This is a genomic window from Rhizobium sp. AN5 (assembly GCF_900215255.1).
GTDB lineage: Bacteria > Pseudomonadota > Alphaproteobacteria > Rhizobiales > Rhizobiaceae > Agrobacterium > Agrobacterium tumefaciens.
In genome coordinates, this window is sequence record NZ_OCMJ01000004.1 from 230,419 (window position 1) to 254,644 (window position 24,226).

At 59.9% G+C, this 24,226-nt stretch carries 23 protein-coding genes and 1 tRNA gene; 17 read left to right on the forward strand and 7 right to left on the reverse strand.

Features of this window, described 5'->3' with window-relative positions:
* The first annotated feature begins 41 nt into the window (after positions 1-41).
* The 7 genes from CRP02_RS13375 to CRP02_RS13405 all read left to right on the forward strand — a co-directional run bounded on the left by CRP02_RS13375 (position 42) and on the right by CRP02_RS13405 (position 7,322).
* Complete coding sequence (locus tag CRP02_RS13375; protein WP_097171453.1) at positions 42-1,838, forward strand: acyl-CoA dehydrogenase C-terminal domain-containing protein; 1,797 nt, start codon at positions 42-44, stop codon at positions 1,836-1,838.
* Positions 1,839-1,870: 32 nt separating this feature from the next.
* A complete protein-coding gene (locus CRP02_RS13380) occupies positions 1,871-3,079 on the forward strand; it encodes an acetyl-CoA C-acetyltransferase (protein WP_097171454.1) in 1,209 nt (402 codons plus the stop codon).
* A gap of 10 nt (positions 3,080-3,089) precedes the next feature.
* Positions 3,090-3,302 (forward strand): hypothetical protein, encoded by a 213-nt coding sequence (locus tag CRP02_RS13385; protein ID WP_097171455.1) that lies wholly within the window; start codon positions 3,090-3,092, stop codon positions 3,300-3,302.
* Positions 3,303-3,335: 33 nt separating this feature from the next.
* Positions 3,336-5,552, forward strand: coding sequence for a 3-hydroxyacyl-CoA dehydrogenase NAD-binding domain-containing protein (locus CRP02_RS13390; RefSeq protein ID WP_097171456.1), 2,217 nt, complete (start codon positions 3,336-3,338; stop codon positions 5,550-5,552).
* Positions 5,553-5,721: 169 nt separating this feature from the next.
* The gene (locus tag CRP02_RS13395; RefSeq protein WP_097171457.1) at positions 5,722-6,144 is read left to right on the forward strand and encodes a hypothetical protein; all 423 of its coding nucleotides are present in this window, start codon (positions 5,722-5,724) and stop codon (positions 6,142-6,144) included.
* 285 nt (positions 6,145-6,429) lie between these two features.
* Positions 6,430-6,505: transfer RNA gene (locus CRP02_RS13400), tRNA-Phe, on the forward strand.
* Positions 6,506-6,764: 259 nt separating this feature from the next.
* Positions 6,765-7,322, forward strand: coding sequence for an alpha-ketoglutarate-dependent dioxygenase AlkB (locus tag CRP02_RS13405; RefSeq protein WP_323455393.1), 558 nt, complete (start codon positions 6,765-6,767; stop codon positions 7,320-7,322).
* Here CRP02_RS13405 and mnhG read toward each other — a convergent pair.
* The 7 genes from mnhG to CRP02_RS13440 form a co-directional block, all read right to left on the reverse strand.
* Positions 7,274-7,618: a monovalent cation/H(+) antiporter subunit G gene (gene mnhG, locus CRP02_RS13410; protein WP_097101478.1), complete on the reverse strand. Its 345-nt coding sequence runs from the start codon at positions 7,616-7,618 to the stop codon at positions 7,274-7,276. The genes CRP02_RS13405 and mnhG overlap by 49 nt on opposite strands.
* Positions 7,615-7,896, reverse strand: a complete 282-nt coding sequence (locus CRP02_RS13415; RefSeq protein ID WP_003514989.1) for a K+/H+ antiporter subunit F — start codon at positions 7,894-7,896, stop codon at positions 7,615-7,617. Before CRP02_RS13415 ends, mnhG begins: the two co-directional genes overlap by 4 nt.
* Positions 7,893-8,381 carry a Na+/H+ antiporter subunit E gene (locus CRP02_RS13420; protein WP_003514990.1) on the reverse strand — a complete coding sequence of 163 codons (489 nt, stop codon included), beginning with the start codon at positions 8,379-8,381 and terminating at the stop codon, positions 7,893-7,895. The genes CRP02_RS13415 and CRP02_RS13420 overlap by 4 nt, the downstream gene beginning before the upstream one ends.
* Complete coding sequence (locus CRP02_RS13425; RefSeq protein ID WP_179784016.1) at positions 8,378-10,024, reverse strand: monovalent cation/H+ antiporter subunit D; 1,647 nt, start codon at positions 10,022-10,024, stop codon at positions 8,378-8,380. Before CRP02_RS13425 ends, CRP02_RS13420 begins: the two co-directional genes overlap by 4 nt.
* Complete coding sequence (locus CRP02_RS13430; protein ID WP_003514993.1) at positions 10,021-10,356, reverse strand: Na+/H+ antiporter subunit C; 336 nt, start codon at positions 10,354-10,356, stop codon at positions 10,021-10,023. Before CRP02_RS13430 ends, CRP02_RS13425 begins: the two co-directional genes overlap by 4 nt.
* On the reverse strand, positions 10,356-13,274 hold the full coding sequence (locus CRP02_RS13435; protein WP_097171458.1) for a monovalent cation/H+ antiporter subunit A: 2,919 nt from the start codon (positions 13,272-13,274) through the stop codon (positions 10,356-10,358). The genes CRP02_RS13430 and CRP02_RS13435 overlap by 1 nt, the downstream gene beginning before the upstream one ends.
* Before the next feature lie 106 nt (positions 13,275-13,380).
* A complete protein-coding gene (locus tag CRP02_RS13440; protein WP_097171459.1) occupies positions 13,381-13,758 on the reverse strand; it encodes a hypothetical protein in 378 nt (125 codons plus the stop codon).
* Positions 13,759-14,274: 516 nt separating this feature from the next.
* On the opposite strand from CRP02_RS13440, the gene CRP02_RS13445 reads away from it, so the two are divergent.
* The 10 genes from CRP02_RS13445 (at position 14,275) to fliF (ending at position 23,944) form a co-directional block, all read left to right on the forward strand.
* Positions 14,275-15,870 (forward strand): globin-coupled sensor protein, encoded by a 1,596-nt coding sequence (locus CRP02_RS13445; RefSeq protein ID WP_323455365.1) that lies wholly within the window; start codon positions 14,275-14,277, stop codon positions 15,868-15,870.
* Positions 15,870-16,169: an STAS domain-containing protein gene (locus CRP02_RS13450; protein ID WP_013635450.1), complete on the forward strand. Its 300-nt coding sequence runs from the start codon at positions 15,870-15,872 to the stop codon at positions 16,167-16,169. The genes CRP02_RS13445 and CRP02_RS13450 overlap by 1 nt, the downstream gene beginning before the upstream one ends.
* Positions 16,166-16,531: a chemotaxis response regulator CheY1 gene (gene cheY1, locus CRP02_RS13455; protein WP_003493773.1), complete on the forward strand. Its 366-nt coding sequence runs from the start codon at positions 16,166-16,168 to the stop codon at positions 16,529-16,531. Before CRP02_RS13450 ends, cheY1 begins: the two co-directional genes overlap by 4 nt.
* Before the next feature lie 16 nt (positions 16,532-16,547).
* A complete protein-coding gene (locus CRP02_RS13460) occupies positions 16,548-18,815 on the forward strand; it encodes a chemotaxis protein CheA (RefSeq protein WP_097171461.1) in 2,268 nt (755 codons plus the stop codon).
* A 13-nt stretch (positions 18,816-18,828) separates the two neighbouring features.
* Positions 18,829-19,737: a protein-glutamate O-methyltransferase CheR gene (gene cheR, locus CRP02_RS13465; RefSeq protein ID WP_019564320.1), complete on the forward strand. Its 909-nt coding sequence runs from the start codon at positions 18,829-18,831 to the stop codon at positions 19,735-19,737.
* Positions 19,734-20,789 carry a protein-glutamate O-methylesterase CheB gene (gene cheB / locus CRP02_RS13470; RefSeq protein WP_013635453.1) on the forward strand — a complete coding sequence of 352 codons (1,056 nt, stop codon included), beginning with the start codon at positions 19,734-19,736 and terminating at the stop codon, positions 20,787-20,789. The genes cheR and cheB overlap by 4 nt, the downstream gene beginning before the upstream one ends.
* Complete coding sequence (gene cheY2 / locus CRP02_RS13475) at positions 20,789-21,178, forward strand: chemotaxis response regulator CheY2 (RefSeq protein ID WP_003515008.1); 390 nt, start codon at positions 20,789-20,791, stop codon at positions 21,176-21,178. Before cheB ends, cheY2 begins: the two co-directional genes overlap by 1 nt.
* Positions 21,175-21,720, forward strand: a complete 546-nt coding sequence (gene cheD / locus CRP02_RS13480) for a chemoreceptor glutamine deamidase CheD (protein WP_003515010.1) — start codon at positions 21,175-21,177, stop codon at positions 21,718-21,720. The genes cheY2 and cheD overlap by 4 nt, the downstream gene beginning before the upstream one ends.
* A gap of 14 nt (positions 21,721-21,734) precedes the next feature.
* Complete coding sequence (cheT, locus tag CRP02_RS13485) at positions 21,735-22,118, forward strand: chemotaxis protein CheT (protein WP_003515012.1); 384 nt, start codon at positions 21,735-21,737, stop codon at positions 22,116-22,118.
* A gap of 143 nt (positions 22,119-22,261) precedes the next feature.
* Positions 22,262-23,944, forward strand: coding sequence for a flagellar basal-body MS-ring/collar protein FliF (fliF, locus tag CRP02_RS13490; RefSeq protein WP_179784017.1), 1,683 nt, complete (start codon positions 22,262-22,264; stop codon positions 23,942-23,944).
* Positions 23,945-24,226: the final 282 nt, after the last annotated feature.

Below are 24,226 nucleotides of genomic sequence, written 5' to 3' on the forward strand. Positions count from 1 at the left end.
CGGATCGGCTCCGGCTTTCACGATGCGGAGGAACATCGGTAATGCCTGTTTACAAGGCCCCAGTTAAAGACACGCTTTTTATTCTGAACGACGTTCTTGGCCTCGAGCGGTATAACAACCTGCCCGGCTTCGAGGATGCAACCCCCGACATGATCGAGGCTATTACCGGCGAGGCGGCAAAACTTGCCGAGGAGCGGCTTTTCCCGCTGAACCTGTCTGGCGATCAACAGGGCTGCAAGCGTGCAGATGATGGTTCGGTTTCCGTTCCTGATGGGTTCAAGGAGGCCTACGACGCCTATTGTGAAGGCGGCTGGATCGGCCTTGCCGTTCCGCCGGAATTCGGCGGGCAGGGGCTGCCCTATACGCTGCATGCGGCGATTGGCGAATACATGTCCTCTGCCAACCTGTCGCTGATGATGTATCCCGGCCTCACGCAGGGCGCCATCGCTGCCGTCCTCGTCCATGGCACGCAGGAGCAGAAAGAAACCTATCTGCCGAAGATGGTCGAGGGAACATGGTCCGGCACCATGAACCTGACGGAACCCCATTGCGGCACCGATCTCGGCCTGCTGCGCACAAAAGCAGTTCCGCAGGGCGACGGCAGCTACAAGATTTCCGGCCAGAAGATCTTCATTTCGGCCGGTGAACATTCCATGACTGATAATATCGTCCATCTGGTGATTGCCCGCATCGAAGGCGCGTCGGAAGGCACCAAGGGCATTTCGCTCTTCATCGTGCCGAAATTCCTCGTGAAGGAAGACGGTTCGCTCGGCGAGCGCAACGGCGTCACCTGCGGCGCGATCGAACACAAGATGGGCATCCACGGCAACGCCACCTGCGTCATGAACTATGACGATGCGACGGGGTATCTCTTGGGTGCGGAGAACAAGGGTCTCTCCGCCATGTTCGTGATGATGAACGAGGCTCGCCTCGGCGTTGGCCTTCAGGGCCTTTCCGTGGGTGAGATCGCCTATCAGAACGCGGTCGAATATGCCCGCGAGCGCATTCAGGGCCGTTCGCTGTCAGGGGCGAAATTCCCCGATAAAAAGGCCGATCCGATCATCGTGCACCCTGATATCCGCCGCACGCTGATGACTATCAAGGCCTATAACGAGGCTGGTCGCGCCTTCCTTCTGTGGACGGCGCTGCAATCCGATATCGCCCACCGGTCGACCGATGAGAAAGAGCGTCAGACGGCAGACGACCTGCTCGGTCTCGTCACGCCGATCCTCAAAGGCGTGCTGACCGACAAGGGCTTCGACCATGCCGTCATGGCGCAGCAGGTCTTCGGCGGTCACGGCTATATCGAGGAACATGGCATGAGCCAATATGTCCGCGATGCCCGCATCACCATGATCTATGAGGGTGCGAACGGCATTCAGGCACTCGATCTGGTCGGCCGCAAGCTCGGCATGAATGGCGGCCGTGCCGTCATGGCGCTGTTCAAGGAAATCGGCGATTTCTGCGAGGAAAACCGCGCCGACGAAAAGCTCAGCCTCTACACCAAGGGTCTGAAGAAGGGCTTGAACGACCTTCAGGCCGCAACCATGTGGTTCATGCAGAACGCCATGGCCAAGCCAGACAATGCCGGCGCCGGTTCGACCGATTACATGCACCTCTTTGGCATTGTGGTGCTGGGTTACATGCAGGCCCGCATGGCGAAGGCGGCGAGCGAAGCCCTTGCGGCAGGTAGCACTTCGGACGAGGATTTCCTCAAGACCAAGCTTGTCACGGCGAAGTTTTATATGGAGCGCATCATGCCGGAAACGGCGCTGCGCAAGGCCCGCATCGAAACCGGCGCGGACACCATGATGGAACTGGCTGCAGAAGCATTCTGACAGGGCGTGTCACGCGCCGAGGGAGAGAGTTAATGACCGACGTTTACATTTATGACCATGTCCGCACCCCGCGCGGACGCGGCAAGAAGGATGGCAGCCTGCATGAGGTGCCCTCCGTTCGCCTTGCCGCCAAGACGCTGGAAGCCATCCGCGACCGCAACGGGCTCGACACCTCTGCTGTCGACGATATCATCATGGGCTGCGTCGATCCTGTCATGGATGCCGGCGCGGTGATCCCGAAAGCCGCCGCCTTCGAGGCCGGTTATTCCAACAAGGCACCGGGAATGCAGATCTCGCGCTTCTGCGCTTCAGGTCTCGATGCCATCAACTTCGCAGCCGGCAAGGTCAAGGCAGGCTCCGACGATATCGTCATTGCCGGTGGCGTGGAAAGCATGTCGCGCGTTGGCATGGGCATGTCTGGTGGCGCCTGGTACATGGACCCCTCGGTCAATTTCCCGGCCTTTTTCATGCCGCAGGGCGTGTCGGCCGATCTCATCGCCACCAAATACGGCTTTTCCCGTGACGATGTCGATGCCTATGCCGTCGAGAGCCAGAAGCGTGCCGCACATGCCTGGGAAAAGGGATATTTCAACAAGTCCGTTATCCCCGTGAAGGACCGCAACGGCCTGACGATCCTCGATCGCGACGAACATATGCGCCCCGGTACGGACATGCAGGCGCTTGCCTCCCTGAACCCCTCTTTCCAGATGCCGGGTGAAATGGGCGGCTTCGAAGCCGTCGGCATCATGGCCCACCCGGAAGTGGAGCGTATCAACTACGTGCACCATGCTGGAAATTCGTCCGGTATCGTCGATGGCGCGGCCGCCGTTCTGGTTGGTTCCAAGTCGGGCGGCGAGGCGATGGGCGTGAGGCCGCGTGCCCGCATCAGGGCGTTCGCCAATATCGGTTCCGATCCGGCCCTGATGCTGACCGGCCCGGTGGATGTGACCGAGAAGCTTCTGAAGAAGACCGGGATGTCGCTTGCCGATATCGATCTTTTCGAACTCAACGAGGCCTTCGCCGCCGTCGTGCTGCGTTACATGCAGGCCTTCGACATCAGCCACGACAGGATGAACGTCAATGGCGGCGCAATCGCCATGGGCCATCCGCTGGGTGCGACAGGAGCGATGATCCTCGGCACGGTGCTGGACGAGCTGGAGCGGCGCGATCTGAACACCGCACTGGTCACGCTCTGCATCGGTGCAGGCATGGGCACAGCGACCGTTATCGAGCGGGTTTGAAAGGCTGGTCATGAGGCGCAAGGTTTACGAGCGACCCAAGAACGAGATCGAACAGCAGCTGGCCCGGCACAATCTGGAAAAGGACATGGCGCAGGATCACAGGGCATTCGTCAGCCCCGTTTCGTCCGCACATGTCCGACGCCTCCGAGCAGAACGTTGGGGTTTGATTGTGTTTCTCGTTCTCGTGGTCGGTTCTCTCAGCCTTGCCATCGGCCTATCGTAATCTCAGGGAAATTCAGGGAAGAGGAATCCCAAGATGAACACTTATACCAATTTCACCATCGAGACGGACGCAGACGGCATTGCCCTTGTCACCTGGGACATGCCGGAAAAGTCCATGAATGTCTTCACTTCCGAGGTGATGGATGAACTGAACGCTATCGTTGACGCAACTGTTGCCGACGCTGCCGTCAAGGGTGTTGTCTTCACCTCCGGCAAGAGCACGTTTTCCGGCGGTGCCGATCTTTCGATGATCAAGTCGATGTTCTCCTTCTACAATGACGAGAAGGCGAAGGACGCGGATCAGGCAGCCGCCAAGCTGTTCGAACTGGTCGGCCGCATGACCGGCCTGTTCCGCAAGCTGGAGACCAACGGCAAGCCCTGGGTCTCAGCCATCAACGGCACCTGCATGGGCGGCGCTTTCGAGCTGTCGCTCGCCTGCCACGGTCGCGTCGCGTCGAATGCGAAGAGCCTCAAGATCGCCCTTCCTGAAGTCAAGGTCGGCATCTTCCCCGGTGCCGGCGGCACCCAGCGCGTGCCGCGCCTGACCGATGCGCAATCCGCCTTGCAGATGATGACCACCGGTCAGTCGCTGACCGGCGCGCGCGCCAAGGCCATGGGGCTGGTTCATCAGGTGGTGGAGCCGGATCAGCTAGTCGCAACCGCAAAGCAGATGATCAAGGATGGCCTGAAGCCGGTTGCCCCCTGGGATGAAAAGGGCTTCAAGGCCCCCGGCGGCGGCATCTGGACGCCGGCCGCTGCCCAGCTCTGGCCGGCTGCTCCGGCGATCCTGCGCCGGGAAAGCGCCGGCAACTATCCGGCAGCACTTGCCATCCTGAAATGCGTCTATGAGGGCCTGCAATTGCCCTTCGATACGGCGTTGAAGGTGGAGCAGCGTTATTTCACCGAAATCCTTCGCTCGAAGGAAGCCTTCGGCATGATCCGCTCGTTGTTCGTTTCCATGCAGGAACTGGGCAAAGGCGCGCGCCGCCCGGCCGGCCAGCCCAAGACGGAGTTCAGGAAGGTCGGCGTCGTCGGCGCGGGCTTCATGGGCGCTGCCGTTGCTTATGTCACCGCCGCAGCCGGTATCCCCGTCACGCTGGTGGACCGCGATCAGGAAGCCGCCGACAAGGGCAAGGGCCATTGCGAGGAAAGCGTCAAGGCCGCCATCGGCAAGGGCAGGCTGACGCAGGATGAAGGCAAGGCCTTGCTCGACCTCGTTACCCCGACAGCGGATTACGCGGCGCTCTCCGACGCCGATCTCGTCATCGAGGCCGTCTTCGAAGACCGCGACGTGAAGAAGGCCGTCATCGAGGCCGTGGAAGCCGTGTTGCCGCAAGGCGCAATTTTCGCCTCCAATACCTCCACCTTGCCGATCACCGGGCTTGCGAAGAACTCCAAGCGCCCGGCGGATTTCATCGGCATCCACTTCTTCTCGCCGGTCGAGAAGATGATGCTGACGGAAGTGATCCTCGGCAAGGAAACGGGCGACAGGGCGCTGGCCGTCGCGTTGGATTATGTGGCCAAGATCAGGAAGACGCCGATTGTCGTCAACGATACGCGCGGCTTCTTCGTCAATCGCTGCGTGCTGCGTTACATGGCGGAAAGCTACGACATGCTGATCGAGGGCGTACCGCCCGTCATGATCGAAAACGCCGCGAAATTCGCCGGCATGCCGGTCGGCCCGCTGGCGCTGAACGACGAAGTGGCAATCGATCTTTCCTACAAGATCCTGAAAGCAACCGTCGCCGATCTCGGTGACAAGGCTGTCGATCCGCGCCATATGGAACTCGTCAGGAAGCTGGTGGAAGGCGAGGGCCGGTTTGGCCGCAAGAACGCCAAGGGCTTTTACGACTACCCGCCAAAGCCCGCCAAGAAGTCCCTCTGGCCCGGCCTGAAGGATCTCTATCCTCAGCAGAAGCCGGAGGATGTGGATATGGAAGTGCTGAAACAGCGTTTTCTGGTCACCGTGGCGCTGGAAGCCGCCCGCACCGTGGAGGAGGGCATCGTCACCGACCCGCGTGAGGCCGATGTCGGCTCCATCCTCGGTTTTGGCTTTGCGCCCTATACCGGCGGCGCTCTCTCCTATATCGACGGCATGGGTGTGAAGACCTTCGTGGCGCTGGCCGAGAAGCTGAGCGAGACCTATGGCCCGCGCTTCAAGCCGACGCCGCTTCTGAAGGACATGGCCGCCAAGGGCGAGACCTTCTACGGTCGCTTCGATCCCTATGGCAGCACCGCGAAAGCGGCATAAGCCTTCAAGACACACAAATGAACAGGCCCTTCGGGGCCTGTTTTTTTATCGACCTATCGTGCCGATACTGTCGCTTTATGTGCATCCTTTGTCCTGCTGGGGCGTTGAGAAGGCGTGAACGGGCGATGCGCGCCCGGTGCCTCAATTCAGGACGCTTCAGGAGACTGCAATGAAGACATCGCTGCGATCCCATGGTTTCGACAAACCATCGGACCTTGACGACCACTTGGCTGAACTTGATGAAGAAGCTGCGGAGAAAGAGGCAGAAAAGCCCGCTGTCCGAGAGGCGCGTGCTTCCGCTACGGTGGACCAGTCGATACGCGCAGAACTGGACGAACTCCGCAAACAGTTGGAAAAGCTGCGCCGCGATGTGAAAAAGCTGGAATCCGCGTCCCATCCAACCCGCCACAAACCCGCAGATATCAGGCACGAGAAAGACCACGAGAATTCGCGCCTGATGATGGTTGTGCGCTCCGTTGCAGTCGCGTCGCTTGCCAGCCGCATTTTCGCGTCCTCACCCGTCATGGCGGCTCTGGTGGCTGTGGTGCCTTTTGCGCTTGGACTTGCCGCACGGCGCAGGGAAGGGGCATAATTGCCCCAAGCCGCCCAACCGCCGCTCTCCCGGATCAGCCGCGCCTGAACCCGCCACCTGACTGTTGTTGATCAGGTCTGGCGGATTGCGGATAGCGCGTTTCCAGCCACGATAAGGCCTTCACAGCGCACGCATTCCAGCCATCCACAGGCGCCGTGAAAAAACTGTCAAAAAACTTCGCTATGGCGCTTGCCATGTCCGAACAAGATGTTATAACCCCGCTCACTTTCGGGGCACCAAACAGCCCCGCCCGCCAAAAGCGGAGGTTCTTCAAGGACCTGAAGTGCCCGGATAGCTCAGTTGGTAGAGCAGCGGATTGAAAATCCGCGTGTCGGTGGTTCAAATCCGCCTCCGGGCACCATTCTTCTCAATTTCATTGTTTCCTGATTGAATGCGTGTTGCCTCCTCCGTCTGCTCGGCGCTGGCAAGATTAGATTGCTTCCGTTGTCATCGGTTTTTAGCGCGGACGATGTAACTCGATGCGTTACGTCTGCCTACCTGTCAAACAATCGGAAAGCTGCCCGCAAGTGGATCATTGGATACGCGCCTCTCATCTGCCGCCTGGCGTCATGTATTTTGATGACTTCCTTTCTTCAGGGGAGGAGGCATCCGTTATGGCGATGCTGGACGCTGGAGAATGGAACACGGAGCTAAAGCGTCGCGTGCAGCATTTTGGCTACCGGTACGATTATAAAGCGCGCGCTGTTACGGCAGATGCCTATCTGGGCAAGTTGCCGGCGTGGCTGGAAGTCTTTGCAGAACGTCTGGTTGAAACAGGATACTGCAGGAGTTTGCCCGATCAGGTCATCGCAAACGAATATCTCCCCGGACAGGGCATCAGCGCGCATGTCGACTGTGTTCCGTGCTTTGACGACACGATAGTATCGATAAGCCTTTTATCCGCGTGTGAAATGGTCTTTCGCGAATTGCGCGGACCGGACATTAGAAGCGTTGTGCTTCAGCCTTGCTCCATCGTCTTGCTTGGAGATGCCGGCCGTTACGATTGGACTCATGAAATTCCGTCGCGAAAATCGGATGTCGTCAACGGCGTGAGAACAAGCCCGTCGCAGGAGAGTTTCCTTGACCTTCAGGAAGGTAATTCACGCAAAACTTGTGTGAGTCCGCGGTGCTACAGATGCTCCCGATTATCCGAATTCTGCTCCGCCCGGTCCCGATAAAGTGCGGCACGCCCCAGTAGCATCAGCGACACTGGCGTCGTCACCGTCACGAAGATGCCGATGAAGATCTCGTGGAAGGCGAAGCGGTCGCCGGAGACGGAGAAATAGATGATGGAGGCCATGACGATGCCGCCGGTGCCCCAGCTGGTGCCGAGCGTCGGTGCGTGCAGGCGCTCGTAGAAGCTGTTGAGCTTGGCAAAGCCGATGGTGCCGATCAGCGTCAGCGAGGCGCCCAGAAGGACGAAGAACGCCACCAGAATGGCGGCCCAGAGCGGAAATTCTGCGGCATTGGTCATTCGATCACCTCGCCACGCATCATGAATTTGGAAAGGGCAACGGTGGAGACGAAGCCTAGGATCGCGATGAGCAGCGAGGCCTCGAAATAGATGTCGTTGCCGGTGCGCAGGCCGAAGGTCAAGAGAAGTAGCATGGCGTTGACATAAAGCGTGTCGACGCCAAGCACCCGGTCCTGGGCGCGTGGGCCGATGGCGATGCGGTAGACGGAAATCGTCATGGCGATGGCGAGCATCAGCTGCGCGAGCGAAAAGGACCAGAAAAGGATAATCGAACTCATTCGAATATCTCCATCAACAGTTTTTCATATCGGTTCTTGATGAGGCTTATCCAGGCCGCCTCATCCTCATCGTCGAGAACATGAAGCAGAAGCGTGCCCTGGCTGGAATTATATTCGAGCCAGGCGCTTCCCGGTGTCGAGGTGAGGATTGTCGCCAGAACGGCCAATCCCATCGGATCGCGAATGTCGAGCGGCACCGCGAGGAAACCGGATTTGCGGTCTCTCTCGCGCTGAAACAGAATGATCTTCACGACGGAAATATTGGACAGGACGATGTCGTAAAGCACGATCGCGATCAGCTTGACGAGCTTGTGCCAGTTGCGGATGCGCGGCTTTGCCGGCCGGAGAGACGCCATGGCCCAGGAGGCGATGAGGGCCACACCGGTGCCGAGCAGCAGATGTCCGGCTGAAAAGCTGTTGATCGTCATCCAGAAGATGATCAGCGACACCGTCAGCAGCGGGTAGGGCAGGACACGGCTTATCATGGCTGCGCCTCCGGATTGGTTCCCGCTCTCGGGGCGGAAATGACGCCCTGAATGTAGCTGGCCGGCAGATCGAGAATACGCGCCGTCTCCTGCATGTAACGCATCACCGGCCCCGCCTGCACGGTCATGGCGAGCGTCAGTCCGAGCAGCAGCATGATGGGCGCTATTTCGATGACGAGAACACGCGGTACTGTGCCTTCGAGGGAGGCCCAGAAGGTGCGGATGCCCGCGCGGGTCATCGAGATCAACGAGGCGAAACCTGCAAAGACAATCAGGAAGACCAGCCACCAGGAAAGGGTGGAGACGTTGTCATCGGCCTCCAGCCCCGAAGGGTTGAGAATGGCGGTCAGCATGGAGAATTTGGCGATAAAGCCCGAGAGCGGCGGCAGACCGGCGAGGAGAATGCCGCAGGCTGCAAAACACGCCCCGAGCACCGCCATGGTGCCGGGCATGGTCACGCCGACTTCCTCTTCCTCTTCCTCCTCTTCGCCTTCGCCATAGGCTTCCATGGTTACGGCAAGAACGTTCGCGCCGGCATCCTGCCCGCGTTCCACCAGTTCGATCAGCATGAAGAAAGCGCTGATGGTGAGTGTGGAGCTGACGAGATAGTAGAGCGCGCCGGCCGCAACCGTGGGATTGCCGGTGCCCATGGCGGCGAGAAGCGTTCCCGAGGACACCAGAACCGAAAACCCGGCCAGCCGCCCAAGCGCCTGCGAGGCGAGAACGCCGATGGCGCCGAAGATGATGGTGGCGATGCCGCCGACAAGCAGGGCATCATGGCCGAAACCGGCCGATTCCCCGGCCGTCTGCCCGAAAAGCAGGAAGGACAGGCGGGCAATGACGTAGATGCCGACCTTGCTCATGATCGCAAACAGCCCGCCGACAGGTGCTGAAGCCGAGCCATAGGCGGAAGGCAGCCAGAAATTCAGCGGCCACATGCCAGCCTTGACCAGGAACGCGATGCCAAGAACCGCAGCGCCAGTTTCAAGCAGCATGCGCTGGTCCGGGTTGAGGCCGTCGATGCGGTGTGCAAGGTCACCCATGTTCAGCGTGCCGGTGACGCCATAGATGAGGCTGACGCCGATCAGGAAGAACAATGCGGCGACGAGGTTGATGGCGATGTAATGCAGCCCGGCCTTGACGCGCTGCTGACCGGAGCCATGCAACAGCAAACCATAGGATGCCGCGAGCATAACCTCGAAGAAAACGAAGAGGTTGAAGAGGTCACCGGTCAGGAAAGCACCGTTGACGCCCATCAGCATCATCTGGAACAGCGAATGGAAATGCGCGCCTGCCTTATGCCATTTCGCCAGCGAATAGATCAGCGAGGGAATGGCAAGCAGTGCCGTCAAAAGCACCATCAGCCCGGAGAGGCGATCGGCAACGAGCACGATGCCGAAGGGCGCCGGCCAGTTGCCGAGCAGATAGACCCCGCTCGAAACCACCGCCGCAATCTCGGTATTGACCGTCGAGTTCACCTCGCGAAACAGCAGGATGGCGACAACAAGCAATATCACGGTCGAGGCAAGGCTGATGGCGGCCTTCGCCACGCGCTGGCGCTCGTCGAAGAACAACAGGAGGGCTGCGGTGATCAGCGGCACCAGAATGGGCGCGATGACGATGTGGAAGGGGAACGACATCATTTCGATTCCCTCCCGTCCACATGGTCGGTGCCGGTGAGCCCCCGGGCAGCCAAAAGCACGACGAGGAACAGCGCAGTCGTCGCAAAGCCGATGACGATTGCCGTCAACACCAGCGCCTGCGGCACGGGGTCGGCAAGCGTGGAACTGTCGACGCCGTTCACCAGCACCGGCGGCGCATTGGTCTTGATGCCGCCGACGCCGAAGATGAACAGGTTGACGGCATAGGACAGCAGCGAAAGCCCGACGATGACCTGATAAGTGCGCGGGCGCAGGATCAGCCAGACGCCGGAGCCCGTCATGATGCCGATGCCGATTGAAAGAATGAGTTCCATTACACGTCCTCCGCTTTTGCGGCTTCAGGCGTGCGAACGCGGTAGTTACGCAACGATTGGTGTGCCAGTGCTATAAGAATAAGAACGGTGGAGCCGACGACCAGCGAGAAGACGCCGAGGTCGAACAGCAAGGCGGATGCTGTCGGCATTTTGCCGATATAGGGTATCTCCGTGTACTGGAAATAAGAGGTCAGGAACGGATAGCCGAAGTACCATGACCCCATGCCGGTTGCCGCCGCCATCAGAAGGCCGAAGCCCATCCAGCGCAGCGGCAGGATGCGGATGCGATCCTCCGCCCAGCGCGCGCCGCCGGCGAGATATTGCAGCAGGAACGCGATTGCCATGGTGATGCCGGCCGCAAAGCCGCCGCCGGGCAGATCGTGGCCGCGTATGAACAGGAAGATCGAAAAGGTGACGATAACCGGGAACATCCATTGCATGACGATGGACGGCACATAGAGATAGTCGCGCACCGTATCGCCCTTGCTGCGGTCGGGCCGCTCCGCATCGAAGGCGTTTTGCATCTGCTGCTGTTCCGGCACCCCGATGCTTTCGTGCGCAGGGCGGAAACGGCGAAGCAGCGCAAAGACCGTCAGCGCCACGATCGCCAGCACCGCGATTTCGCCGAACGTGTCGAAGCCGCGGAAATCGACGAGGATGACGTTGACGACATTGGTGCCGCCGCCTTCCGAATAAGCGCGCTCAAGGAAATAGGTCGCGATGGCGTTCGGCACGGGCAGGGTCATGACCGCATAGGCGATGACGGACATGCCAATGCCGCTTGCTGCGGCCAGCAGGAAGTCACGGGCGCGGCGAAGCTGCGCCGGCAATTCATCGCTGCTGTCCACCTTCTCGAAGCGTTTCGGCAGCCATCTGAGACCGAGCAGGATCAGAACCGTGGTGACGATTTCGACCAGCAACTGGGTGATCGCGAGATCGGGTGCAGAAAGCCAGACGAATGTGAGGCAGGTGACAAGGCCGGAGACGCCGAGCATGATGAGTGCGGCGAGACGATGATATTTCGCCTGCCAGGCGGCACCCAGCGCGGCGATCATGCCGATCAGCCACAGAATGGCAAAGATCGGATCGAAGGACGTCACGCGCGGCAGCGACAATGAAAATTCCGAGAGGAAAAGCGGCGAGAAACCGGCAAGAAGCGCCACGAGGATCAGAAGCCTCAGCTGCGGCTGCAGGCGCCGGGTGCCGAGCGTGCTTTCCAGCCACCGCGCCCACTTCCAGGACACGGTGACGAGAATGCGCTCGAAGATGCGCTGTCCCCGAAGATGCCGGAAGATCGGCGGGCCGTCGTCGCAGCGGGAGAAATAACCGCCGAGCAGGGCATAGATGGCAACGCCGCCGCCGAGTGCCGCAATACTCATGATGAGCGGCAGGTTGAAACCGTGCCAGATCGACAGGCTGTAGACGGGCGTTTGCGGACCGAGAACGGAAAGCACGGCCGAATGCAGGAATGGGCCGATCGACAGGCTCGGAACTATGCCGACGATCAGGCAGGCGAAAACCAGGAACTCGATCGGGAAGCGCATCCAGCGCGGCGGCTCATGCGGATTGGGGTTCGGCAGGTCAACCGGCTTGGGGCCGAAGAAGACCGTGTGGATGAAGCGAAGCGAGTAAGCGACGGCGAAAGCGCCTGACAACGTCGCGACGTATGGCAAGGCCCGGTCGAGCAGCGAGTCCGCGTGGGTTTCTACCGCCTCGGCAAAGAACATTTCCTTGGAGAGGAAGCCGTTGAACAGGGGCACGCCGGCCATCGCAGCGCTCGCCGCCATGGCGAGCGTCGCTGTTGCCGGCATATAGGTGTAAAGCCCGCTCAGTCGCCGCATGTCGCGCGTGCCGGTTTCATGGTCGATGATGCCGGCTGCCATGAACAAGGATGCCTTGAAGGTGGCGTGGTTGACCATGTGGAAGATCGCCGCAACCGCCGCAAGCGGGCTGCCCAGGCTTAAAAGCGTGGTGATGAGCCCCAGATGGCTGATGGTCGAATAGGCGAGCAAGCCTTTCAGATCCTGCTGGAACATGGCGAAATAGGCGCCGAGCAGCAGGGTGATGACGCCTGCAGCACCCACTAGCCAGAACCATTCCGGCGTGCCTGCCAGCACCGGCCAGAACCGCGCCAGCAGGAAAACCCCGGCCTTCACCATGGTGGCCGAATGCAGATAGGCGGAAACGGGCGTGGGCGCCGCCATGGCATTGGGCAGCCAGAAATGAAACGGAAACTGTGCGCTTTTCGTCAGCGCCCCGCCAAGGATGAGAATAAGTGCCGGCAGATAAAGGGAGTGGGCGCGGATATCGGCACCGGCCGCGATGATCTTGTCCAGATCGTAGCTTCCCGCCATGTGGCCGAGGATCAGAAGGCCGGCGAGCAGGCTGAAGCCGCCGATGCCGGTCACGGTCAGCGCCATGCGGGCGCCATCGCGCGCGCCAGCGTTCTGGTGCCAGTAGCCGATCAGCAGGAACGAGAAGATGCTGGTCATTTCCCAGAAGATCGACAGCAAAATGACGTTGCCGGACAGCACTATGCCGAGCATCGAGCCCATGAAGGCGAGCAGAAAGGCAAAAAACCGTGGAATAGGGTCCTGGGCCGACATGTAATATCGGGCGTAGAGAACCACGAGCAGGCCGATGCCGGTAATGAGGATCGCGAAAATCCAGGCGAAGCCATCCAGTCGCAGGGTAAAATTAAGCCCCAGTTGCGGCAGCCATTCCACATCGTATTTCAGCACGCCACCGCCACTGACATTTGGATAAAGAAGGATGCTGCCGACCAGGCCGAAGAGGGCTACGGCGCTTGCTACGTAGGCCGCGCTTGCGGCCGCGCCTTCGCGCGGCATGAAGGCCGTTATGAGAGCGCCGACGAACGGCAATGCGACAATAAATGGTAGAACGGTTGCAAGTGTCATATGCGGCGGCGGTTTTCTCTCTGGAATTGGAGCCTACGGCGGGTTTCCGACGACTCCGATCCCTCAAGGTTCGCAAGAAACCGAATGATGAGGACCGCCGGAATGACTAAGAGATAATATGCGGAGGTGCTCTTGGAACCACGTTCGCAAAGTCTCGGAAAGTTTGTGGCGCGATGGCAACAGGTGTAGTGGCCGGTTTGGCGTCAGCCACGATCCGCAGGATGGTCGAGGGAAAACCGACTGGGCGAAGCCCCGAAGCACCGTTGTGAGCCTTGCAGCCGTGATCGTCGCCGGTGGTGCAGTCCTTATCGCGAAGCGAGGGGGAGTGGCTGAGGTCAGCCGTCTGCAATCGTTCCAGACGGCTGGTCTTTGAGATTGCCTTGATGCCGGATGGTGCCTGAAAGCCGATGATGACGAGCAGGCTCGCAACCACAAGGCCGATTAACACTTGCGGATGGCGCCTTGAACAGCGGCATTTCTCCATCCGTAACAAGTTGGCATCTCCTTGATCGTAAAGGTCTCTCTAAAGCATCACCGCTGAGCGAATATCCCGTTGATTTGTTTTAGGGGAAGGCGGACACGCTTGTCCAGCGCACAGGCTGGAAAAACCGCCCGTCGCGTCCGATTCCTTTTCGTTTTTGCCCGTTTGCGGCAAAGTAGGGGCGAGAATGGCTAAAAGCTTTTACAAATTTTACCGTTTGACGCCGGTGCTGATGTTTCTTAACTTTCAAGCAAGGAATTAACCATAAAGATTGATGGTATTTCCACGGCGGAATGGGGTTATCTCCCCTTCCAGGCATGACGCCGCACTGCCGTACCGGGCCCGATCCGGTATTTCGTTTCTTGGTTCAAGAAGGTCAGGCAAGCGTCGATGCCGCATCGTCCGCGATGGGTATGTTCGTTCAAAAATCCCCCTTAAGGGTGCTGGCGTTCTGAACCTTGCCATTTGGCCGGGTTTTACCGGCCGTCACATTATTGGGGTCGTCGGTTGGGGCAGGACTTGCCATCAGAACAAGCGCGGAGATCGGCAGGCGCAAGCCTGGCGGGGCGGCTGCGCTTTGCCGGCCTCGACGAGACGCAATCCGATTTCCTGCGCAATTATCGCAGCATGCTGGAGCCTTATGTGAAGGCCGGCCTGCGCGATGTGATGAACCGTTTCCAGTCCATGCCGGACTGTTCGCCGTCTTTCGAAAGCGAAAACCAGCTCGACCGCCTGCACGATCTGCAATCCTCGCACTGGAGCGTGCTGACCGATGCGCGTTTCGATGGGCTTTATGCCGAGCGGGTAAAGGTACTTTCCGACAATGCCGGTCGCATGGGTCTCGATCCGCGCTGGCAGATCGCCAGCCATGCGGTCGTTCTGGAACATCTGCTGGGCGGTCTGGTGACTGAACACGCGCCGCGCTCCATCCTGCCCGGCAACCGCAAAAAGAGCCGCGAACTGGCGGAAGCCGTCAAGAACGTCGTCCGCCTGGTGATGGTCGATACCGAGATTGCCGTATCGCTGCGCTTCAATGAATTGCGCCTGCGCCATGGCCGGGAACTGGCAGAACAGCGCGACAATGACCGCTCTGAAGCCGCAAAGTTGCTGGGCGAAGCGCTGACGGCATTTGCCGCAGGCGATTTGCAGGCCCGCATCGGCGGCGATGTGCCCGACGCCTACCGCGACGTTGCTGCCACTTTCAATGCGGCACTCGAGACGATCGGCGCGTCACTGACATCGGCGCAAAACAGCATCGGCGAGGCCGAGGCGCTGAGCGCGCGGTTTGCCGACATTGGCCGCTCCATGGCGGAGCGCTCCCGCCAGCAGGCCGCAGCCCTTGCCGAGACCTCCCGTGCGATCCAGACGATGATCGGGGATGTGGCCGAAAACGGCGCCCGCATTTCGGCGGCGGAGACGGCGGTTTCCCATGCCCGTGAGGCGGCGGTCGAAAGCGGCAAGGCAATCGGCGAGGCGATAAACGCGATGTCGGATATCGAGCAATCCGCCGAGCAGATCGGACGGATCATCGGCACGATTGACGAGATCGCTTTCCAGACGAACCTTCTCGCCCTCAACGCCGGCATCGAGGCGGCACGCGCCGGTGACAGCGGACGCGGTTTTGCCGTTGTCGCGCAGGAGGTCCGGGCATTGGCCCAGCGTTCCGCAGATGCTGCAAGAGAGATCAAAAGCCTCGTTGGCTCCACGAAAAAGCAGGTCGAAGGCGGCGTGCACATGGTCAACCGCACGCAGGACGCAATCGGCGGTGTTGTCCGGCAGGTATCCGGCATCAACGACATGATCACCGAGGTCTCCCGGCACTCGGCAGAGCACGTCGGCGAATTGCAATCAGTCGCTGCCGACATCGGTGAACAGCAAAGACAGGCTGACCGGAACCTTGCCGATATGGGCAATGGCTCCTCGGAGGCCGATACGCTTCACACTGTCATTCTGGAACTCGGCCGCACCATTCGCGAATTCCGCATTGCCCGTCAGGGACAGGCGGCAACTGTCGCCGCTACGGCTCGGCAGGACACATCATTTGTGGCCCGTGCGGATAACCGCACGGATTACGGCCAGGATTACCAACAATTCAGACGCCAAGGAGTCATGTAATGGCAGCCAGAAAAGCAGCTGAGGCGACGCTGAAACTGTCACCGGTGCTGGATCTCAACGAGGCATCGGCGCTGCACGGCAAGCTGATGACGCTGAGAGGAGCACCTTTGTCGGTGGATGCGTCCGAGGTGGAACGTATCGGTGCGCTTTGCGCCCAGGTCCTGATGGCCGGTGCGAAGTCCTGGGAAGAGGACGGCAAGCCGTTCGGTTTTGCCAGAGTGTCCGATGCATTCGACAAGACCATGAAACTGATAGGCGTCGAAATCGATCATTTGCTCCTGAAGGAGATCAAGAAGTGAAGAAAAAAGTTCTTACCGTGGATGATTCCAGAACGATCAGGAACATGCTCCTGGTCACGCTCAACAATGCCGGTTTCGAGACAATTCAGGCCGAAGACGGCATTGAGGGTCTCGAAGTGCTGGAGCAGAGCAACCCCGACGTCATCGTGACCGATATCAACATGCCCCGTCTTGACGGTTTCGGCTTCATCGAGGGTGTGCGTCGCAACGAGAAGTACCGGGCCATACCGATCCTCGTTCTGACGACCGAAAGCGATGCAGAGAAGAAGAACCGCGCCCGTCAGGCCGGTGCGACCGGCTGGATCGTCAAGCCGTTCGATCCTGCGAAGCTCATCGATGCCATTGAACGCGTAACTGCCTGATACGGGACATTTCACGATGGATATGAACGAAATCAAGGAAATCTTTTTCCAGGAATGCGAGGAACAACTCGCGGAACTGGAATCGGGGCTTCTTAAATTGAATGACGGTGACCGTGATCCGGAAACCGTCAACGCCGTTTTCCGTGCCGTTCATTCCATCAAGGGCGGGGCGGGTGCCTTCGGTCTGGATGATCTCGTGGCCTTCGCCCACGTTTTTGAAACGACCCTCGACTGCGTTCGCTCCAACAAGCTGGAACCGACACAGGACGTCCTGAAAGTCATGCTGCGTTCCGCCGACGTGCTGGCGGATCTGACCAATGCGGCAAGAGACGGTGGCAGCGTCGACGAAAGCCGCACCCGTGGACTCGTCAAGGAACTGGAAGCCCTGGCCAACGGCGAAACCGTCCACGCATCCGCGCCGGTGGCAGCGCCGGTTGTCGCAAAGATGCCGGAACCCGTTGCGCCCAAGCCGACGGACGATAGCGGTTTCGAGCCGATCCCGTTCTCCTTCTCGGACTTTGCCGATGAAACGACGCCGTTGATGGAGACGCCGTCTTTCCAGATAACCTTCAAGCCGCATGCATCGCTTTATTCGAAAGGCAATGAAGCAGCCCTTCTCCTGCGCGATCTCTCGCGCATCGGTGAGATGAGCGTCAATTGCGACCTGTCGGAACTGCCTTCGCTCGACAAGCTGGATCCAGAAGCGTCCTATTTCTCCTGGACGGTTTTGATCGCGACCGACAAGGGTGAAGAGGGTATCCGCAGCGTCTTCGAATTTGCCGAATGGGATTGCGATCTCGAAATCACCCCGATTCTTTCGGAAACCGCTACGGATGCGGAAGAGCTGCCGATGATCCCGGTTCCGTTCGACCTGTCGGCTCTCGACGGTGATGCGGAAGGGGAACCGGCCGTTGTGACCGCCGGGGCGGAAGAGCCCTACGTTGCCGCAGTCGTTGAGGCTGCCGTCGCAACGACGCAGATCGCCCAGAGCGTCAACGCCGCCATCGAAAAGCGCGAGGCTGCGGCAGCGCCCGCCGCAGCGCAGGCGAATGCCAATGCCGCGGCCAATGCAAGCGCCGGCCAGACCATCCGTGTCGATCTCGACCGTGTCGACCGCCTGATCAACCTCGTCGGCGAGCTTGTCATCAATCAGGCGATGCTGTCGCAGAGCGTCATCGAAAACGATGCGAGCGGCACGTCTGCCGTCAACATGGGTCTCGACGAACTCCAGCAATTGACGCGCGAAATCCAGGACAGCGTCATGGCGATCCGTGCGCAGCCGGTGAAGCCTGTCTTCCAGCGCATGTCGCGTATCGTTCGCGAAGTTGCCGACATGATCGGCAAGCAGATCCGCCTCGTTACCGAAGGCGAGAACACGGAAGTCGACAAGACGGTCATCGACAAGCTGGCCGAACCCCTGACGCACATGATCCGCAATGCGGTGGACCACGGCATCGAAACGCCGGAGAAACGCGAAGCCGCTGGCAAGAACCCGGAAGGCACCATCAAGCTTTCGGCCAAGCACCGGTCGGGCCGCATCCTGATCGAGCTTCAGGACGACGGCGCGGGCATCAACCGCGAGCGCGTTCGCCAGAAGGCGATCGACAACGATCTCATCGCTGCCGATGCGAACCTCACGGACGAGGAGATCGACAATCTGATCTTCGCGCCTGGCTTCTCCACCGCGGACAAGATTTCCGACATTTCCGGCCGTGGTGTCGGCATGGATGTGGTCAAGCGTTCCATTCAGGCGCTCGGCGGCCGCATCAACATCTCCTCGCGCCCCGGTCTTGGCTCGACCTTCACCATGAGCCTGCCGCTGACGCTTGCCGTTCTCGACGGCATGGTGGTAACCGTGGCCGGGCAGACGCTTGTCGTTCCGTTGACGGCGATCGTGGAAACCCTGCAGCCGGAAGCGAAGAACATTCACTCCTTCGGCGCCAACCAGCGGCTGATTTCCATCCGCAACTCTTTCTGCCCGCTGGTCGATGTCGGACGCGTTCTGAACTTCCGTCCGACCCAGGCCGATCCTGTGGAAGGCGTGGCGCTTCTGGTGGAATCGGAAGGCGGCGGCCAGCGCGCCCTGATGGTCGATGCGATCCAGGGACAGCGCCAGGTCGTCATCAAGTCTTTGGAAGCCAACTATACCCATGTTCCAGGCATTGCCGCCGCCACCATTCTGGGTGACGGACGCGTTGCGCTCATTCTGGATGTCGACGCCATCGTCAGCGCTTCGCGCGGGCAGCCACTGAAACAGGAAATGTCACTCGCGGCGACGGGTTGAAGGCGGATATCCAATGGCAGCACTTAATCTCAGCGATCAGCGACAGTCTCCCGATGACGTTCTTGCCAGCGGCGAATATCCGCTGACGAGACGCGATTTGTCGGAGATCGCTGCGATGATCTACGCGGATGCGGGCATCTATCTCAACGACACCAAGGCGTCGCTGGTCTATTCGCGCTTGTCCAAGCATATTCGCAATCTCGGACTGGCCGGGTTTCGGGAATATTGCGCACTGGTGTCATCGCCCGATGGAGCGGCTGCGCGCCGCGAAATGCTGTCGCACCTGACGACGAATTTCACGCGCTTCTTCCGCGAGAACCACCATTTCGAACACCTGCGCGACGAGGTCCTACCGGGCCTCATTGCAAGGGCAAAGACCGGCGGACGCGTCCGCATCTGGTCGGCCGCCTGTTCAGACGGGCAGGAGCCCTATTCGATTGCGCTCACCGTGCTCGCCATGTTTCCCAATGCGGCGGACTACGATTTCAAGATTCTGGCGACGGACATCGATCCGAAGATCCTGGCGCAGGCCCGTGCCGGCGTTTACGATGACAACGCGCTCGAAACCGTGTCTCCCGCGATGCGCAAGCAATGGTTCACGGAAGTTGATGCCGGCGGTCGCCGCAAGTTCCGCATCGATGACAAGGTCAAGCGCCTCATCACCTTCAATGAACTGAACCTGATGACGCAATGGCCCTTCAAGGGCAATTTCGACGTCATCTTCTGCCGCAACGTCGTCATCTATTTCGACGAGCCGACCCAGATGCGTATCTGGACGCGTTTTGCGGGCCTGCTGCCGGAAGGCGGTCATCTTTACATCGGCCATTCCGAAAGAGTGTCCGGCGACGCCAAGAACCTGTTCGACAATACCGGCATCACCACCTACCGCTACATTGGTCACACGTCCGGGAGGAAGGCATGAGCGCACTCGCACGGGTCCTCGTCGTCGATGATTCCCCCACCATGCGTGGCCTGATTTCCGCCGTCCTCAAGGCCGATCCGGAGGTTGAGGTGGTTGGGCAGGCCGGCAATGCCATGGAAGCGCGCGCCGCCATCAAGCAACTCAATCCCGATGTCGTGACGCTCGACATCGAGATGCCGGAAATGAACGGCCTCGAGTTTCTCGAAAAGATCATGCGACTGCGGCCGATGCCGGTCATCATGGTCTCGTCCTTGACGCATCGCGGTGCGGATGCCTCGCTCGCCGCGCTTGAAATCGGTGCTTTCGACTGTGTCGGCAAGCCGGCTCCAGGCGATGCGCGCCCCTTCGGCGACTTGGCCGACAAGGTGAAGGCCGCCGCACGGTCGCAACACGCAGCCTACCGCGCGGCGCGCCCGGAACCCGTTGTCGCAGCCCAGCCGACCCCGGTCAGCGATTATCGCGCCGGCCGCAAAGTCGTCGCCATCGGCTCCTCCACCGGCGGCGTTGAGGCACTGATTGCCGTGCTCCAGAAGTTTCCGGCCAATTGTCCGCCGACTGTCATCACCCAGCACATGCCGCCGACTTTCACCAAGAGTTTCGCGGAACGGCTGAACCGCATCTGCGCACCCGTCGTGGAAGAGGCGACGGATGGCGCGCGCCTGCAGACCGGCAAGATCTACCTTGCGCCGGGCGGTGAACGCCATTTGCAGATTTCCAATCGCAACGCGCCCTGCTGCCGGCTTATCGAGCGCGATCCCGTCAACGGCCATCGCCCTTCGGTCGATGTGCTGTTCGATTCGGTCGCCGAGCTTGCCGGACGCAACGCCGTCGGCGTCATTCTCACCGGCATGGGCCGCGATGGCGCGGCCGGGCTGCTGAAAATGCGGCATGCCGGTGCGCGCACCGTCGGCCAGAACGAAAAAACATGTGTCGTCTACGGCATGCCCAGAGTGGCCTTTGAGCTTGGCGCCGTTGAACTGCAATTGCCGCTGGCCTCAATCGGCGAAGAAATCCTGAAACTAACCACTGCCCGCAAAGAAGGTGCTGACTAATGTCTCTCGCAGAAAAGATCAAAGTTCTGATCGTCGACGATCAGGTGACCAGCCGGCTGCTGCTCAGCGATGCGCTGACACAGCTCGGCTTCAAGCAGATCACTGCCGCTGGCGACGGCGAGCAGGGATTGAAGATCATGGAGCAGCAGCCCCATCATCTCGTCATCTCCGACTTCAACATGCCCAAGATGGACGGCCTCGGTTTCCTGCACGCCGTGCGGGCCAACCCGACCCTCAAAAAGGCGGCCTTTATCATTCTCACCGCACAGGGCGACCGTGCGCTGGTGCAGAAGGCAGCGCAGCTCGGCGCAAACAACGTGCTGGCCAAGCCCTTCACCATCGACAAGATGCGCGCAGCCATCGAAGCGGTTTTCGGATCGCTGAAATGATTGAAGCTGCGGCCAAGCGCGTACATATCATTCAGGGCGAGTACAAGGTTGTCAGCGATCCCGACGTGGTCATGACGACGATACTCGGTTCGTGCGTGGCCGCCTGTCTGAGAGACCCCGTTGCCGGCATTGGAGGAATGAACCACTTCCTGCTGCCGGGAACGGGCAACGTGACCGGTGGGGATGCGACGCGTTATGGCGTGCATCTCATGGAACTGCTGATCAACGGTCTTCTAAAGAAGGGCGCACGCCGCGACCGGCTGGAGGCGAAGGTTTTCGGCGGCGCAAAAACGATTGCCAGCTTCTCCAATGTCGGTGAGCAGAACGCCATCTTTGCCATGCAGTTTCTGAAGGATGAAGGCATACCGGTCATCAGCTCCTCCACGGGTGGGGATCATGGCCGCAAGATCGAGTTCTGGCCGGTTTCGGGCCGTGCACGACAGCATCCGCTGAGCGGCGCGGAAACCCAGAAGACGGTCGCCATGGAAACGCGTCCGGTGCCGGCCCCCAAGCCCGTCGCCAACGACATCGAATTTTTCTAGTCACGGAGTTTCCAATGCAGATTGCAAACAACACCGGCACCACTCCGTTCGAAGAAGCCTTGCCCGACGTTCTGATGCGCGTGGTATCGGAACTGCACGATGTCGCCTATCTGATCGAGCGCATCGAGCCGCAACTGCTGGAAGCGACAAGCGGCGAATTGTCCAGCGATGGCGTCAAGCTCTTGCAGGGCATCGACCTTGCCGTCCAGAAAACCCGCGGCCTTGCCGAGTTCATCGATACCGTCACCGGCTCTATTCCCGGTGATTGGATCGTGGATGTCAGTACCGCGCTCAGCCTCGTCAAGCTGGCCGAAATGCAAAAGGCGCTGGGCGCAGCCATCCGCCATGGCCATTCGCAGCCGCTGGACAAGGTCGCCGGCGACTTCGACCTGTTCTAGGCAGCATTCCAGCAGCATTCATCCCAACGGTTCCCTTCCTTTCGCGGATTGCGGATAAAGGCAACGCTCGCGCAAGCTTCGCACCCTATTGTCATTACGGGGCCAAAAGGTCTCGGACTCTATGAATGACGGTGCGGAACAGAATGAATCTGTTAAATCAAATCCCTCAGGTCTTGAAGAATTTCGCGGCGCTGGGTCAGACACGGTTGTTGATGCTGGGCGGCGTGGGCATTTTGTCCATGGCCATTATCCTTGCAGCAGCACTTTACGTGAACCGTCCCGCTTACGAGACCCTTTATGTGGGACTTGAAAAAAGCGACCTCAACAAGATCAGCATTGCACTCGCCGAAGCGGGGCTGGACTTTCAGGTTGGAACGGATGGCGCCAGCCTCCAGGTTCCGGTTGGTCTCACCAGCAAGGCAAGGCTGCTTCTGGCCGAGCGCGGCCTGCCTGACAGTGCCAATGCCGGTTATGAGCTTTTCGACAATGTCGGTTCTCTCGGCCTGACTTCCTTCATGCAGGAAGTGACCAGGGTTCGCGCCCTTGAGGGTGAGATCAGCCGCTCCATTCAGCAGATCGACGGAATTGCGGCCGCACGCGTCCATATCGTCATGCCGGATGTCGGTAATTTCCGCCGCGGTGAGCAGAAGCCCACTGCATCGGTCATGATTCGAGCCAATGCCACCGCCGGGCGCAAGGCGTCCGCTTCCATCCGTCATCTCGTCGCCTCGGCCGTTCCCGGCCTTGAAGTCGATGACGTGACGCTACTCGATTCCACCGGCCAGCTTCTCGCTTCGGGTGACGACGTCACCAACGCTGCCATGAACCGCTCGTTGACGCTGGCGCAGAACGTTCAGCAGGAAATCACCACCAATATCGACAAGGCGCTGGCGCCTTTCCTCGGCATGGACAATTTCCGCTCCAGCGTGACGGCGCAGCTCAATACCGACAGCCGGCAGATTCAGGAAACCGTCTACGATCCGGAATCGCGCGTCGAGCGCTCCGTCCGCACCGTTAAGGAAGACCAGAAGTCCCAGGAAACGCAGCCCGATACGGCCGCGACCGTGGAACAGAACGTACCGCAGGCAGCGCCCCAGGGCGGCGCCGGCGGCCCGCAGTCTTCCGACCAGTCGGCCAAGAAGGAAGAGCAGACCAACTACGAAATCAATTCCAAAACGGTCGCCACGGTCAAGAACGGCTATACGGTCGAGAAGATTTCGGTCGCCGTGGTCGTCAACAAGGGTCGCATTGCCAAGATGGTCGGCGAGCCCGTCGACCAGGCCAAGATCGACGCCTATCTTGCCGAAATGCAGAAGATCGTCACCTCGGCTGCGGGCGTTTCCTCCGATCGCGGCGATATCGTCACGCTGACGGCGATGGACTTCCTCGAAACGCAGCTGCTCGACGAAGCGGCAAGCGGGCCGGGCATCATGGAAGTGCTCAGCCGCAATTCGGCAGGCATCATCAACTCGCTCGCCTTCGTCGCTGTTGCTTTCCTCGTCGTCTGGCTCGGTGTACGCCCTCTGGTTCGTACGGTTACCGGCAACGGTGCGGCGGCAGGCCAGATCAGCCAGGAGACCGCAGGCCTCGAACTGCCGGATTTCTCTCCCGGCATAGATGCGGGTGCTGGTGGTCTCATGGAAGGCTTTGGGGCGGATTTCGGCTTCGACAGCACCGACGATCTTCTGGCGGGTGGCGACAGCGAAGGCACCTTCAACCGCCGGGTTCGCGAAGGACCCGAGCGCAGGCTCTCCCGCATGGTGGAAATCAGCGAAGAACGCGCAGCCAAGATACTTCGCAAATGGGCGGTGGAAAAAGCTGCATGATTTTGAAAAAGGCCGGGGTTATCCCGGCCTTTTGCGCATTTCCGGGTTGTTTGATATCTTGGCGTCGCGCGCGGCCGCATTCCCGTTTCGGGACACTGTTTACAAAAAATTCAGCAACGATACAGTTTGCTGGGAATAGGCTGAGAATGCCGTTTATGGATTGGTCAGCTTTTCAGTATGTTTTTTAGGAATAGACGAACAAGGAAATACGTGGAAAGGCTGGTGTCAGGTAATGGCAAATCCCAGTCCGTTCCATAAAATGAAGTGATTCGGTCTCCGGGG